General features: G+C 37.4%; 13 protein-coding genes. All 13 read right to left on the minus strand.

Annotation, left to right across the window (positions count from 1 at the left end):
* Window positions 1-18: 18 nt before the first annotated feature.
* The 13 genes from ACETMN_RS30195 to ACETMN_RS30255 all read right to left on the minus strand — a co-directional run bounded on the left by ACETMN_RS30195 (window position 19) and on the right by ACETMN_RS30255 (window position 14,447).
* Complete coding sequence (locus ACETMN_RS30195; RefSeq protein ID WP_047840666.1) at window positions 19-753, minus strand: cephalosporin hydroxylase family protein; 735 nt, start codon at window positions 751-753, stop codon at window positions 19-21.
* A gap of 21 nt (window positions 754-774) precedes the next feature.
* On the minus strand, window positions 775-2,004 hold the full coding sequence (locus ACETMN_RS30200) for a class I SAM-dependent methyltransferase (protein ID WP_091013027.1): 1,230 nt from the start codon (window positions 2,002-2,004) through the stop codon (window positions 775-777).
* 18 nt (window positions 2,005-2,022) lie between these two features.
* Window positions 2,023-3,096, minus strand: coding sequence for a CDP-glucose 4,6-dehydratase (gene rfbG, locus ACETMN_RS30205; protein ID WP_091013024.1), 1,074 nt, complete (start codon window positions 3,094-3,096; stop codon window positions 2,023-2,025).
* The gene (gene rfbF / locus ACETMN_RS30210) at window positions 3,097-3,870 is read right to left on the minus strand and encodes a glucose-1-phosphate cytidylyltransferase (RefSeq protein WP_091013021.1); all 774 of its coding nucleotides are present in this window, start codon (window positions 3,868-3,870) and stop codon (window positions 3,097-3,099) included.
* 39 nt (window positions 3,871-3,909) lie between these two features.
* Complete coding sequence (locus tag ACETMN_RS30215; protein ID WP_091013019.1) at window positions 3,910-6,921, minus strand: TIGR00180 family glycosyltransferase; 3,012 nt, start codon at window positions 6,919-6,921, stop codon at window positions 3,910-3,912.
* A 49-nt stretch (window positions 6,922-6,970) separates the two neighbouring features.
* Window positions 6,971-8,854: a glycosyltransferase gene (locus tag ACETMN_RS30220; RefSeq protein ID WP_091013016.1), complete on the minus strand. Its 1,884-nt coding sequence runs from the start codon at window positions 8,852-8,854 to the stop codon at window positions 6,971-6,973.
* Between the two features lie 167 nt (window positions 8,855-9,021).
* Entirely contained in the window at window positions 9,022-9,918 is an 897-nt protein-coding gene (gene hag, locus ACETMN_RS30225) for a flagellin Hag (protein ID WP_047840672.1), read from the minus strand.
* 144 nt (window positions 9,919-10,062) lie between these two features.
* On the minus strand, window positions 10,063-10,308 hold the full coding sequence (gene csrA / locus ACETMN_RS30230; protein WP_024631614.1) for a carbon storage regulator CsrA: 246 nt from the start codon (window positions 10,306-10,308) through the stop codon (window positions 10,063-10,065).
* A 1-nt stretch (window position 10,309) separates the two neighbouring features.
* Window positions 10,310-10,795: a flagellar assembly protein FliW gene (gene fliW, locus ACETMN_RS30235; protein ID WP_411736447.1), complete on the minus strand. Its 486-nt coding sequence runs from the start codon at window positions 10,793-10,795 to the stop codon at window positions 10,310-10,312.
* 39 nt (window positions 10,796-10,834) lie between these two features.
* On the minus strand, window positions 10,835-11,404 hold the full coding sequence (locus tag ACETMN_RS30240) for a DUF6470 family protein (protein ID WP_091013011.1): 570 nt from the start codon (window positions 11,402-11,404) through the stop codon (window positions 10,835-10,837).
* A gap of 18 nt (window positions 11,405-11,422) precedes the next feature.
* Entirely contained in the window at window positions 11,423-12,343 is a 921-nt protein-coding gene (gene flgL, locus ACETMN_RS30245) for a flagellar hook-associated protein FlgL (protein ID WP_091013007.1), read from the minus strand.
* 24 nt (window positions 12,344-12,367) lie between these two features.
* On the minus strand, window positions 12,368-13,924 hold the full coding sequence (flgK, locus tag ACETMN_RS30250) for a flagellar hook-associated protein FlgK (RefSeq protein WP_091013005.1): 1,557 nt from the start codon (window positions 13,922-13,924) through the stop codon (window positions 12,368-12,370).
* 19 nt (window positions 13,925-13,943) lie between these two features.
* Entirely contained in the window at window positions 13,944-14,447 is a 504-nt protein-coding gene (locus ACETMN_RS30255) for a flagellar protein FlgN (RefSeq protein ID WP_091013003.1), read from the minus strand.
* Window positions 14,448-14,458 lie beyond the last annotated feature (11 nt).

Raw genomic sequence — 14,458 nt, forward strand, 5'->3', positions numbered from 1 at the left:
TCCTCCGTTGGATGCTCATTAGTCAGTAATACATTTCAGATACCCCTCAGGAGCAACAGTTATTAAAAGTTTATCTTCTAGATCTTTATCATTTATAAAGCGATTGTTTCCCCGCAAGAATTGCCTTACAGCACTTTTGGGGCTGTTTCCCGCTTTCCACGGACGGTTTTTAAAAAAGTGATCCGGCATGTCTTCAACAACTGTGTCCAACACGACTAAATAACTCCCCTTGGAAACTAATGGGGAAAACACCTCTAATTCTTTTAAAACATGATCGTGAGTATGGTTAGAATCTAGTATGACCATCACACTTTTACGTTCTGAAATAATATCCTTTACTCGCTCTATAACCTCATCACTAGTAGAATCACCTTCAATTAAATGGACACAATCCGAAAAAGGATGATTCTCAATAGCCTCTTTGTTTTGAGATCTAATATCAATATCTATCCCTATGACTATTCCGCCCTTGCCAATTAATCTTTGCATAGATGAATGGAAAATAATTGATCCTCCACGTGCAATACCTGTTTCAATAATTACATCAGGTTGCACTTTCCAAATAATTTCTTGCAGAGCAATAACATCTTGTGGGAACTGAATGATAGGTAGTCCCAACCATGTGAAATTGTAGGTATAGTTATGTGCTGTCTGCTGAAGAATAAAATTGTGCACAGTATTCCTCAATTCAGTATCAGCAGCTTGTCGTTTCATATTTTCTTTCTTCTCCAACTCGAAGCGTTCTTTATCCATGTGTGCTCACATCCCTTTCAGTCATTCAACAATGTGTATATCCGGTATAGGTAAAATCCATTTACCTCCCCATTCACGAATGAATGAAGTTTGTTCCATAATTTCGTCTTTTAAATTCCACGGCAAGATAAATACATAATCAGGTTGAGCCAATTTTAGTTTCTCAGGTGAGTACACTGGAATTCGTGATCCAGGCAGTAAAGTACCTTGTTTATACTTACTTCGATCCACTGTAAAATCAATAATATCGCAGTCAATACCACAGTAGTTGATAAGAGTGTTCCCTTTAGCCGGGGCACCATAACCCGCTATAACCTTCCCTTCGTCTTTCAATTCGATAAGGAACTTTGTAATTCGACGCTTTAATTGTACAATTCTCGCTTGAAACCCTCTGTACATCTCAATATTTGTCATCCCAAGCTTAACTTCATTAGCAAGCAATTCATGAACAGAGGATTGAATTAGTAAGTCCGGATTTCCTGAATGAGTTGCGTAGATACGAATAGATCCACCATGAGTACTCAATTGCTCGACATCATAAACAGTTAGATGGTGTTGCTTAAAAAGTCGAATAACTGTGGTGAGTGAAAAATATGAATAATGCTCATGGTATATCGTATCAAATTGATTATGTTCTATAAGTTGAAGTAGATGAGGAAATTCCATTGTAATAGTCCCTTGAGGCTTTAACAGTATACTCATACCTGCAACAAAATCATTCAAATCAGGGACATGCGCAAGTACATTATTTCCCAGAAGTAAATCTGCTACCTTTCCCTCTTTCTTTAATTCTTTTGCTACTGGAGTTCCAAAAAAATTCACCGAAGTCTCGATCCCCTTGCTTACAGCGAATTTCGCTACGTTTTCTGCGGGCTCGATGCCTAGTACCGCTACCCCTTTTTCTTTAAAGTATTGGAGTAAATACCCGTCATTACTTGCAATTTCAATCACTTGTGTTTCACTTGTATAATGGAATTTATCCATCATGTGTTGAACATAATTCTTTGAGTGGCTTAGCCAAGTATCTGAATAGCTACTAAAATATGCATAATCACTAAATATATGCTCAGGTGACTCATAGTCCTGCACCTGAACAAGAAAACAGTCTTCACAAACATACGTTCTCAATGGGTACATATTCTCCATTTGGTTTTCTGACTTCACATATGAATTAGCCAGTGGTGAAATCCCCAAATCTAGAAAAACAATATTTAATGTTGCTCCACAACAACGGCAATCCTCAGTTGACATCTAATCATTCTCCTTAAGCTAAGGCAATTTTGCTGCTTTTAATTTTTCAAAATCCTTTATTTGTTGCAACGTTCTGTGTTCGAAACTATTGTTCATATAACCCAAATACCAGTCCATAGTCCATTCTATTGTCTTGTTTATGTTTAACTGAGGCTCCCACTGTAACAAATTAGTTGCCTTGTCAACATTAAGAACCAAACGTGAAGCTTCATACAAATGTTTCTCAGATTCACAGTTCCATTTAATTCTGTTTCCTAGATGTCTGTTACATTGTTCAATTAGTTTCTCCACTGACAAAATTGAAGACTCCCCAGGGCCAAAATTCCAGGCACCTGTGAATTTATTACCAGACCTCCACATGTTTTGAGCAAGCATTAGATACCCATCCAAGCAATCCAACACATGTTGCCAGGGCCGAACAGCATGAGGATATCTAATTTTCATGACTTCTCCATTTATTACAGAGCGAATAATATCCGGTATGATACGGTCAACAGCCCAATCACCGCCGCCGATTACATTACCCGCTCTTACAGAGGACAATAACTTTCCATTGTTAGAATAGAAGGATTGTTCATATGCAGAAGTAACAAGTTCAGAGCATGCTTTACTAGCACTATAAGGATCTTGTCCTCCCAAAGGGTTGTTTTCTACAAAACCCAGAAGGGATTCCTCATTATTCTGGTAACATTTATCAGTTGTTACGTTGATAACAACTCTTACTGAATTAATATGCCTTGCAATCTCTAATAGATTCACTGTCCCAATAACATTTGTGGAGAATGTTCCAACTGGATCAGTATACGATTCACGTACCAAGGGTTGTGCTGCAAGGTGGAATATGATATCCGGTTGAATTCTATGAATAAAAGAATGTAATTTCCCGAAATCCAAAATGTCACCATACATAGAATCCATACTCTCGGACACTTGGGCAATTTCATATAGATTAGGCTGGCTAACCGGAAGGGAGCTACTATAACCATATACATCAGCCCCTAAATGTTGTAACCATAACGCTAGCCAACTTCCTTTAAACCCTGTATGTCCTGTGATTAATACCTTCTTAGACTCCCAGAAACTAGACACCATTTAATCCCACACCTTCCACGGTGCTTTTCTCAAGCTCCACAATTCTTCCAGTTTAACTTTATCTCTAAGTGTATCCATAGGTTGCCAAAAACCGTCATGCTTGAATGCCGATAATTGATTATCATTCGCCAAATTCTCCATCGGACCAAGCTCCCAAACTGTTGTAGGATCTTCGATCAGATCAAAAACCTCAGGTTCAAGGACAAAATACCCTCCATTTATCCAGTTTCCATCCCCTTGAGGTTTTTCTTCAAAACTTGTTATTCTACTATTATCTAAAATATCTAATGCACCAAAACGACCCGGAGGTTGCACTGCTGTTAGAGTAGCTTTAGTTCCGGCATTTCGATGAAAGCTAATAACATCAGTAATATTAACGTCGCTGACGCCATCGCCATACGTAAAGCAAAAAGTTTCGTCTCCTACATACTTTTCTACCTTTTTCAAGCGACCTCCTGTCATTGTTTCTAATCCGGTATCTACAAGAGTCACCCTCCAAGGCTCACTTGTATTATGATGTACCTGCATTTCGTTATTTTTCATATCAAAAGTCACATCCGACATGTGTAAGTAATAATTAGCAAAATACTCTTTTATTAAATAGCCCTTATACCCCAAACAAATAATAAAATCGTTTATACCATAATGAGAATAGTTCTTCATAATATGCCATAGAATAGGCTTTCCACCAATTTCAATCATTGGCTTCGGTTTTAAGTGGGTTTCTTCACTAATTCTTGTACCGTATCCTCCCGCCAAAATAACGGCTTTCATAAATTATACACTCCCTAAAAATAGGCTATTTACATAGCTCTACAGATTAACAACAAACCTTTCTTTAAGTCCCCAACTATTATCTAAGAATGAATCCATTATTTGATCCATACATTCGTCTAACTCATCAGCTTGTTCAGAATTTTCGAATAAACTAACTAAAGCTGATTTAAATACTTCATATTTTTCATTAAAAGAATCCTCTTCGATATAGTTGGCGAATCCCCAAGCTACATGTCCCTCTGAATCCATGCTGAAATCCCGAATATTTAATGGAATGTCCATATTCTCAACCTTACCAATCAAAGGTATTGCGAAATACCATAAATATTCTATGAATACAAAGGGTAAAGATCTCACTTCTTCTTTTGTTAATAAATTCGTTACTATTTTTAATGTATCCTTACGGAATACAGAATAAATCAATTGCGGTACCCAATTTTTTGTTAATTTACTAATTCTATTTACAGGAGAATCCTCTATTAATCTTTCACAACAATCCTTAGGAAATTCAAAAATTTCAGAGATATTATTATTTTTATACACATATGATCTACCTTTTACAGTAACAATCTCCATATTTGCTTCCATAATTTTAATTGATGATATAATACCTTCTTCGGCTATAAAGTCATCATCCGCGCATACTGCACAGTACTCATCTTCAATTTCAGGCAAAATATGTGAGATCCTATCTATAGGAGAAGAAGAGCTATCAAAGTGAGAATAGATAACATTCTTAAAGTTATTTTTTTGTAGCAATTCTAAGTTAATTCCTTTTTCATAAGTATCACTACCATCTAGCACCCTTATATTAAGAGTTATATTTCTAAACCCTGAGAAATATAATAAACATCGTTCTAGCAGAGAAGGTCTGTTTCTTGTAACGATAAGGATTGTAATTCTCAAATTCCCAGACTCATTTTCTCTATGGTCTTTTTCGTACTCCAGGTACTTTTTACAGAGTAATTCGTATCTTTCTTCGAAGTAACTATAGCGATTATTTTTTGATAGCTCTAATAAGTAAGCAATGTTAACTGATGATAATGGGGAATCATGTACTAGATAGTTGTTGAAAGAATTATTCCAATAAATCTGTAAAGCTTTATTTAGGTTACCTACTTCAAAGAGATAATTCGCATAGTCAATTGATTCATTGTAATCTCTTTTGTCATTTAGATAGTTATAAATCCCATGGAAATCATTTATGCAATATAACAATCTAACCAAGATATCTTTACCATTTTCTTTCGCATAAATTAATTCAGCTTTGTATTTTTTATCGATTCCCTCATAATTCAATACGACTTGAGCTGCAGTTGATAATTCATCGTTAAGGATCAGTAATTTCATGTAGTTTTTAAACGTATAGTATATTCCAACTTCTGAATAAGCTTGTTCAGCTAACATTAGTGCACGTACTTTATCGCTCTCTCCAATTAGTAATGAATACATGGATAGTAAAACAGCATTATCGTCTATAGCCGTCTCCCAATTTATCCTCATTTTTTTTAAGATAGAATCTCTATTATATTGATCAGTTCTATCATCAATTAAATTTATCATTTGTATACTTCTCATCGCCCAAGTATTATCGTGAATGAACTCTCTCATTTCATCTTTCGGCAGTTTAAAATTAATAAAGTGAGTTATAACTGAATTCCATTCGTTAATATTTTTACATGTCTTAATAAAAGATCTATTAAGAATGAGCTCAGGCATATTTGTTGCAATCACAGGTAAACCACTCATCACGTATTCATACATTTTTATCGGATCACAATTTATAATTATATCAGTGTTATCCTTAAAAGGAACAATACCTATATCCATAAACTTCAAGTACGATTTTAACTCACGGTGTTCTTTCAAGCCTAAGATGTATAAATTATCTTCTTTTTCATTCAGAATACCTTCTCTTACAGGCCCTATAACAACAAATGATTTATCTTTATTAGTTCTTACAAGCTCATAAAACAATTCTTTATCAAACCAGCTATCAACTGCACCAATGTAACAAATCCTTGGACTAGGTATCTCTAGAAGATCATCAGGTAGTATAGTTTCTTCATACCTTGTGAAGTCTTCAACATTAACAGCATTTTTAGAAAGATATACATTGTTATTTTTGTTTTGAATGGATTTAGTAAGGTAAAGAGCATTACTAGTTGTTGTTATTACATCGGCTCTATCCAAAATTTGAATCTCATATTCTCGATCTTGCTTATTGCTCCAGTATGAATGTTCCAGATCACTATGATCATCTACACATTCATAAACCACCTTGAATCTACCGCTAAGCTGATTAATTATATTAACTTGAGATGGAAGGTAGCATATCAATATAACTTCTTCATCTGATTCATTTATTATATCCTGGACTATGTTGCTATAATTATTTAATAGATAGTTTTCTTTATAATATGCTGAAACCGGATTGTGTATTTTAATTAATTCATATTGTCTGATATGGTCCTCACTAAATTTCATTAATTCATCATTCGTAACTTTTTCATTACTAGCTTCTACTTCAATAGAAGGTTGAATATAATCAATTTTATATCCTAACTTGGATAATGCTCTTGCTATTTGATGTGGGCGTTGAAGCATTACTCCCCATGGACATGATGACAATACAATGAATTTCCTTTCAATAGGAAACTCTACATCCTCAAAATGTGATAATATTTGTTTTATTTGAAACTTTCGTTCTAAATTTTCTGTTTTTTGATAAGCTTGTCTGTAGAAATTTACAGATTTTTCAAGTTCCGCTTTTATTTCATATAAATAAGCCAAATTAAAAAGCGTGTCTGGACTATCTGATTCTATGCCTACTGCTTCCCAAAGAAATCGTTCAGCATCATCTAGACTATTTTCCATTATGCTTATAATAGCTTTCATATTTTGAATTTCTATATCTTTATCTTTTATGAGTTGAAACTCTGCAATCAGTTTTTTTGAGTTTTCTAAATCTCCACTTGATATAAGATATTCTATATTTTCTTTAAAAAGTTTGATCTCTGTATTCAGATCACTATTAATTTTCCCCATCGTCTTTCTTCCTCCTAACGAAGATACCCCTAGTTCAAATAGATATTTACTAAAGAAGAGATTCTCTTACCCACAATACATTCCTAAATCGGTTTTTGATTTCTTCTTTTATTGTTCGACAACTAATTGTGTCTTCTTGTTTTTCATAAAGTTTAAAACTTCTCTCATAGGAACTGTATTGAGAATCCATAGTCAATAGTTTAGAAAAGAACAATTGAGTATCTTCCATATAGCCATTTCTCAGACAAAGATCACCTAGCAACCGGACAAGTTGAACATTATTAGGTTGATCTTTGAACATAGTAATTAACATATCAATAGCCAACTCATCAAATCGATAATCACTTAACAACTTTCCTATACTTAGTCTTGACTCTGATTTGATTCCTATCATTTTCTCGACAAGTAACTGAAATTGTTCAAACTCTTGTAAAATAATCATTTTACAGCAAATATCCAATAGGTGACCCTCAATCACAGGGGTTAACGAGTATTTACCATCTTGATCCGTAATCATCTTCTCCAGAGCATTTCTTTCTTTGTTACTTAAGTTCAATAAATTTTGTATATCCACTAAATTACTACCATCTTTCAGAAGGAAAGCTAGTAGTAACAGATCTTGCCCATTTTCATTTTGTTTATCCGCTATTTCATTCCATAATAAACTAGCTTCCATATAATTTTTGCTGTAAATTTTAGAAGTTGCCAGCACATTAGGTTGTACTGTTATGTTATAAGTTGTAAGATATTTCTCCAACAGAGGACTTCGTACGCCATACATAATATCTAACAACTGCTGCAAATCTTCCACACTTTTTAACGTGTAATGCTGATTTATTCCACTTTGGATGTTTTCGGTACTCACTTTTAACTTAAGCATGAGATTTAAATATTGCTGTAGAGCTGGAGCAAAATTCCGCTTAAGATTTAACACAAATACGGCTTCTCTATGGCTATCTTCTAATTGTCCAATCTCTTCATACAGCTCAGACAATCTCATATGAGCCATATAACCGCCACTACCTTCAGTAATAAGTGAACCCTGATCTCCAAGTTCTATACATTTACGGAAGCATACCTCAGCATCCCGGTAATATTCAGCTTTCTGATAAATCATCCCCAATATATATATCATCTCTGTTTCTTTTGGGAACATCATCACAGCATCTGCCAGTATGGATAGAGCATCTTCCATCTGATTGATTTCTGCCAAAGCATAAGCTAGCTTTGTAAGCAACTCTGGAAGAAAGACTCGATCCTTACTTAATGGATATGCCTTTTTAAAAAAATCTACTGCTTTCTTATATTCCTGAATAGCAAAATAGGTCTTCCCCATATTGTAAAGATTATACGCTGTAGGATTTTCTGCTACTTCAAGTTCCATTAAGGGCACATTTCGTTTGTGTTTATCTTTCTCGAGCATTTTATTATCGGTATAACCAACATGGTTAATTGTTAAATTTGATTCACCAATGGTATAGTTTGCCGTGGTATTAATTATGTTTAAATGTTCATGTAATCTATTTTCATATTTCAACGACATATGATTTTTAAACAATCTAACTGCTGCGAAAGTGAAATTTCTATCCCAAGCTATTTCATTTTTTATTCTAAATAAATAGCAATCACAGTTTTTCTCTAAATCTTTCTGAAAGTCCGCTCCTACTTCCAGATATTCATCTGCATCCAAAACCAGTATGAAGTCTGAAGTTGCATATCTTAGTGATTCATTTCTTGCCGCAGAAAAATCATTTACCCATTCGAAGGAATATATTTTTTCAGTATACTTACGAGCAATGTCAAGAGTCTTATCAGTTGATCCCGTATCTACAATAATAATTTCATTAACGACATCTTTGACACTTTCAAGACATCTACCGAGTACTTGTTCTTCATTTTTGACAATCATACATAACGATATTGTTTTGCTCATGGTTGTCCTCTCATCTCTAATAGTCTTATACTATATGTCGGAAAATTTAATACCTTTTGTTAGCGAATATAGGCCTCAAATAACATGAAATTATAACCAAAAACCAAAATAAAAACTGCCAGGTAAAACCTGGCAGTTTAATGTGATGATATATAATTTTATTGAAATTAACGAAGCAATTGCAGAACAGCTTGTGGCTGTTGATTCGCTTGTGCCAACATTGCTTGGGAAGCTTGAGCCAAGATGTTGTTTTTCGTTTGGTTCATCATTTCTTTCGCCATGTCTACATCGCGAATACGGGATTCCGCAGCAGACAAGTTCTCGGAAGTGGTTCCCAAGTTATTGATTGTGTGCTCCAAACGGTTTTGGTAAGCACCCAGTTTAGCACGCTCGGAAGAAACTGTTTCAATCGCAGTGTTAATCGTTGTGATAGCAGCATTAGCAGAAGCTTGTGTAGAAATGCCGATACCATCAACAGCAACACCTGCAGCAGTACCAGTTGCGGCCACGTTAGAAGCACCTGCTCCGCTTACTGCTAGTGTTTTAGCATCCATTGCTTTAATCTTCAAAGTAATGTTTTGATCTTGGTTCGCGCCGATATGGAATGTCAAGTCAGCAGCACTTGTAACGCCCCCACCAGTGCTAGCAGAACCATCCAAAAGTTTCTTAGTATTAAATTCAGTTGTGTTAGAGATACGAGTGATCTCTTTCGCCAATTCATTTACTTCATCTTGCAATGCAGTACGGTCTTTATCTGTATTTGTATCGTTGGAAGATTGAACTGCAAGCTCACGCATACGTTGCAGGATGGAGTGAGTTTCGTTCAGCGCGCCCTCAGCTGTTTGGATCAAGGAAATGCTATCTTGAGAGTTCTTAGTAGCCATATCCAAACCGCGGATTTGACCGCGCATTTTCTCGGAAATTGCCAAACCTGCAGCATCGTCACCAGCGCGGTTGATACGCAGACCGGAAGACAATTTTTCGATAGCCTTGTTTGTGTTAGTTGTGTTTGCACCCAATTGACGGTGAGTGTTCATTGCAGCAATATTGTGGTTGATAATCATTAGAAATTTCCTCCCTGAAAATAAGTTAGTTCCACATCCTTGTGGTAAACGCCGCGACATTAAGGTCGGCCGCCCTGCCGAAGCAGCGTCTAAACTATATATCGACAGAAAGAGAAGAACTGTTAATAGTAAAATGAAATATTTTTATTTTTTTTTGTTTTCAATGCCTTGAAGCAACTCCATAAAAGCAGCGACACTAGGAGCATCGGGTTTTGCAGACTCTCGATTAGCCTCCTGAATAGATGCATATACCTCTTTACGAAAGATATCAATGTGCTTGGGGGCGGAGATACCAATTCGCACTGTATCACCTTCCACTGCCAATACAGTTACTTCAATGTTATCTTGAATGATAATAGATTCGCCCTTTTTACGTGACAATACTAACATTTCAGACCCCCTCCTTTGCCGAAGTCGCTTCTTCTGTCCAAATGAGATGTTTAGTTATATAACCTGTTTGCTGAAGAACAACTTGCTTGCCAACCCGCTGTGCAGGATTAATTATGACTGGGGCCAAGAGATTCATCGTTGATTTTGTCACATCTGAATGTATAGTGACTATGGAATAGACGGCTACATCTTCTTCGATTTTAAGTTCTTCTTTATCTTCTTCACTCAATTCAAAACTGTAGTCCTTCTTAAACTCAAAAGGACTAACTACCAAGAAAGAGAGCTCTTTCTCCGTTAATGATTGTAAGTAACTAAATGGTGTGTCTTCCCAAGGAATTAGTGCAAAACTAGTTTCGTTTTCAAAACCAGGCAGACCTCTTGGAAATTGATATGTGCTGTTTTCATCTACTTCAATTTTTCCCCATGTACTTGTCTCGATAAAAATAATAAACGCCTCCTTGGCGATGATTTTATAGAAAAAAGCTATAGCGGGGTATTATAACCGTCTATAGCTCTACATTATATATTATAATCCCATATCAATCGTAGGCGGAGTGTATTGTATAGAAGCATATTGCTGCACATAAATATCCAACTTACCACGTTGATATTCAATCTCTGGCTTGTTCACAATTACATTCATCTCGGATTCTGCTGCTTCAAATCGAATGTCTGGTGCTTGCGTAAACACACGTACATCCACATTATCAGAGGAAGCTGCCGTACGTGTCTCAGGAAACGGTTTAGCTTGCCAATTCGTTCCTACAATATTGGCAATTGTATTGCCTGGTTTGTGGATGGCTGCCATATCATTTCCTTGTTGTACACGCTCAGCCATGTTCTGCATGAATAATTGCTGAATACCCGAATATATTCGGGCATTCATATCAATCATATTCCCACCATGATAGGCAGAAAAAGCCTTGGATTGATCCACACTCAACTCTATTGCATGGCTTTGAACCGTTAACTTACTAGGCTTGGTATGGAGTTGGACCTCCGCCTTCGGCTGACGAATCGAATACTGACCAATGTCCGCATCAATATGTAATAGCGTGGGCGTTGTGTGTATTTGTACCACTGGAAGAGTATTCATCAGATGATCTCTCCTTTATTATCTAAGAAAATCAACTAATGACTGAGATATAATTTTAGCACCAGCAGAAAGTGAAGCATTATATATATTTTCTTGAATTTTAGACTTAATGGATAATTCAGCGTAATCTGCATCTTCAACCTTTGCTTGTAAATCCGTTAAGTTCACTTCAAGATCACTTAATCTACCTTGCATGAGTTCAATCCGATTGGTTTTCGCCCCAATCTCTGCACGAATCGCAAGCATCTTGTTTGTTCGAGTATCAATGTTTGCAAGCTGATTCGACACTTCTTTTTGATCTCCACTAGTGAGAGCCTGGCTAATCGTATTAAAGATTACAAATAGATTATCGGCCTCCGTAGAATCACCAAACACTTCATTACCGGTTACGTTAATTGGTAATTGAATACTCTCACCCACGATAAAATTAATTTTACCGGAATCAGTAACAACCGAAGCAGCATTAGTTGTATCGAAAGAACCGTCAGCACTGGTAGGGAAGTCATAAGGTTTAACATCGTAGGTCTCACCATTGAATACATATTTCCCATTTAACGTGCTGTTTGAAATATCAACAAGTTGTGCTTTTAATTGTTTCACTTCTTCATTGATACTATCAAGCGCAGATTGCGGATTAGTCCCTGTAGCTGCCTGCACTGTCAGTTCTCTCAACCGTTGAACCACGCTGCCTGCTTGGTCCATTACTGTATCATTAAAATCCAACCATGATACAGCACTATCCACATTCTTTTGATACTGTTCATTGGATGAAAGCTCTGCACGATAACGAAGGGAGTACGTAATCCCTACCGGATCATCAGAAGGTTTGTTGATCTTACGTCCCGTTGCCAGTTGAGTTTGTGTACTATTCATCTGTTGTGCATTCCGGTTCAAGTTAAGAATCAATTGCGAGCTCAACATATTATTTGTAATTCTCATCGTCTGTTATGTCGCTCCTTTCTATTATCTGCCTACTACGCCAGTAGAGTTAATTAATTTTTCGAGCAATTGGTCATATGTGGTCATAAAACGGGCAGAAGCACTATAAGCATGTTGGAATTTGATCATGTTGGCCATCTCTTCATCCAACGATACACCGCTAACGGACTGACGTCTGGTGTCTACTTGCTCTACAAGGAACTCCGAGTTCGAGGTTTGACGTGCAGCCTCCTGAGATTGAACACCCAACTGTCCAACGATAGCACTAAACTGAGCACCAACCGTTGCATTCCGCAAACCATCAGCAGATTTCATGGGCGTATCTTTCAGATTGGCAAGTAGATTAGCAAGTGTATTATTTCCCTTGATTACAGTCTCTGCTCCTGAGGCATCAGTAGTTGTTCTTAGAGATGTTGCAATCTTATTTGGATCTGCTAGAATCGCTGCATTTAAAGAAATATTTCCAGCTGTAATCGCTGCTCCACCGCCCGCTGCTGTAAAGAAAGGTAATCCTGGCGAATTGGTTCCGTCCATACTGTATCCAAGCTGATGCAATCCGTTTAGGCCTTTGACTGTAACCTTCAGATCAGTTGCCAGTGTCCGTGCTGCACCTGTGTATGTAACTCCATCCAGTACAGTATTATCTGGCAAGACGGAACCCGCAGGTAAGGTGATCTCAATATCCCCATTGGCAAGTGTATTAGCTAAGTCGTCCATTTGCTTCTGATAATCAGTCACTAAAGTGTCTCTGGACTTGATCATACCGTGGACCTCGCCGTTAGTGAGCGTACCTGCTGTATAAGCAGCATTCAGAAAAGCAGGATCTACCGCTACTTGTACCGCACCGCCAGTGACGAGTGCCTGTCCATTCATCTGAACCTGATATCCTTGCGGAGAATCCGTAACGGTAACATTCATGATTTTGGAAAGCTTGTCTGTCATCAAATCACGTTGGTCACGTAAATCGTTGGCATTGTCGCCAAGAGACTCGACTTTTACAATGGCACTATTAAGGTTCGCAATGTTACCCAGGTAGCCCTGAATTTCATTGCCTTTCACAGCAATGTTACTATCAAGATCCTCGCTAAGTGCATCCAGTTGACGGCTAATCTGATTCATCGCATCGGTCAGAGCCAACGTCGTTTCTTTTACGATCCGACGTGCCGTAACGTCCTCAGGATTCTTACTCAGATCTGACCATGATTTGTAGAAGTTATCCATAACCGTCCGAAATCCGGTGTCCGATGGTTCGTTTACAATAGCTTCAAGTTTCTCAAGTGTGTCTCGTTGAATGGACCAACTCCCGAAGTTGGTGTTTTCATTACGATATTGGTCATCCAGAAATTTCTCACGCACCCGTGTAATGGAGTCAAATTCTACCCCTGTTCCGAGCTGTCCTGGTGTTGTACTATGCAGAAATGCGAACGGCTCCATCGGAATAGATGCCTGCATGTTTACCTTTTGGCGTGAGTAACCTTCCGTGTTGGCATTGGCTATGTTATGGCCTGTTGTGCTAAGAGCTGTCGTCTGTGTGAACAAACTGCGTTTAGCCGTTTCGATTGAATGAAATGTAGATGTCACCTGGTTTCCCCCTAATTAATCAGGCACGCGTGTCAAACAGACCGATTCGCCCTGGATTGCCGTTCTTATCAGCAGGATGCTGATATGTGGCATCCTGTTCTGGCCGAGAAGCAAAGATGTCCATGGATAAGTCAATAAACATCAGCGATTGCTCGATCAGCTTTTGATTCAGTTGATTAATTTCTTTTAACTCCTGCAGTGTTCCTGCCAGCTTCTTCTGGACTTCGAGCAATCGCAGTTTGTCAGCCGGATCAAAAATCAGCTTCGAGATCTCGGTGATATTCAGGTTCAGCATGGACTTGATGCCTCGCTCCTGTAGCAGTTCGTGTACTGCACTCTGCCGTTCGATCTCCAATGGCTCCTGTTGTTTCATGAAACGAGATTCTTTGTTGAGGAGGGCAATGAGTTCATCTACATCATTTTTGACAATAACCTTTCTCTTGACCTCGCTAAGTGCCAGCATATCGCGGTGACTTTGTTCCATTTGCTGCAAAACTGCAATCAATCTGTCCAGTGCTGCCATTACGTGATCAC

Origin of the sequence: Paenibacillus sp. M2, assembly GCF_046713495.1 — a bacterium.
Lineage (GTDB): Bacteria > Bacillota > Bacilli > Paenibacillales > Paenibacillaceae > Paenibacillus > Paenibacillus amylolyticus_B.

Excerpts from the sequence above, each read along its gene's own strand:
- ACETMN_RS30195 (WP_047840666.1), bottom strand. The coding sequence starts at position 753 with ATGGATAAAGAACGCTTCGAGTTGGAGAAGAAAGAAAATATGAAACGA.
- ACETMN_RS30200 (WP_091013027.1), bottom strand. The coding sequence starts at position 2,004 with ATGTCAACTGAGGATTGCCGTTGTTGTGGAGCAACATTAAATATTGTT.
- rfbG (WP_091013024.1), bottom strand. The coding sequence starts at position 3,096 with ATGGTGTCTAGTTTCTGGGAGTCTAAGAAGGTATTAATCACAGGACAT.
- rfbF (WP_091013021.1), bottom strand. The coding sequence starts at position 3,870 with ATGAAAGCCGTTATTTTGGCGGGAGGATACGGTACAAGAATTAGTGAA.
- ACETMN_RS30215 (WP_091013019.1), bottom strand. The coding sequence starts at position 6,921 with ATGGGGAAAATTAATAGTGATCTGAATACAGAGATCAAACTTTTTAAA.
- ACETMN_RS30220 (WP_091013016.1), bottom strand. The coding sequence starts at position 8,854 with ATGAGCAAAACAATATCGTTATGTATGATTGTCAAAAATGAAGAACAA.
- hag (WP_047840672.1), bottom strand. The coding sequence starts at position 9,918 with ATGATTATCAACCACAATATTGCTGCAATGAACACTCACCGTCAATTG.
- csrA (WP_024631614.1), bottom strand. The coding sequence starts at position 10,308 with ATGTTAGTATTGTCACGTAAAAAGGGCGAATCTATTATCATTCAAGAT.
- ACETMN_RS30240 (WP_091013011.1), bottom strand. The coding sequence starts at position 11,404 with ATGAATACTCTTCCAGTGGTACAAATACACACAACGCCCACGCTATTA.
- flgL (WP_091013007.1), bottom strand. The coding sequence starts at position 12,343 with ATGAGAATTACAAATAATATGTTGAGCTCGCAATTGATTCTTAACTTG.
- ACETMN_RS30255 (WP_091013003.1), bottom strand. The coding sequence starts at position 14,447 with ATGGCAGCACTGGACAGATTGATTGCAGTTTTGCAGCAAATGGAACAA.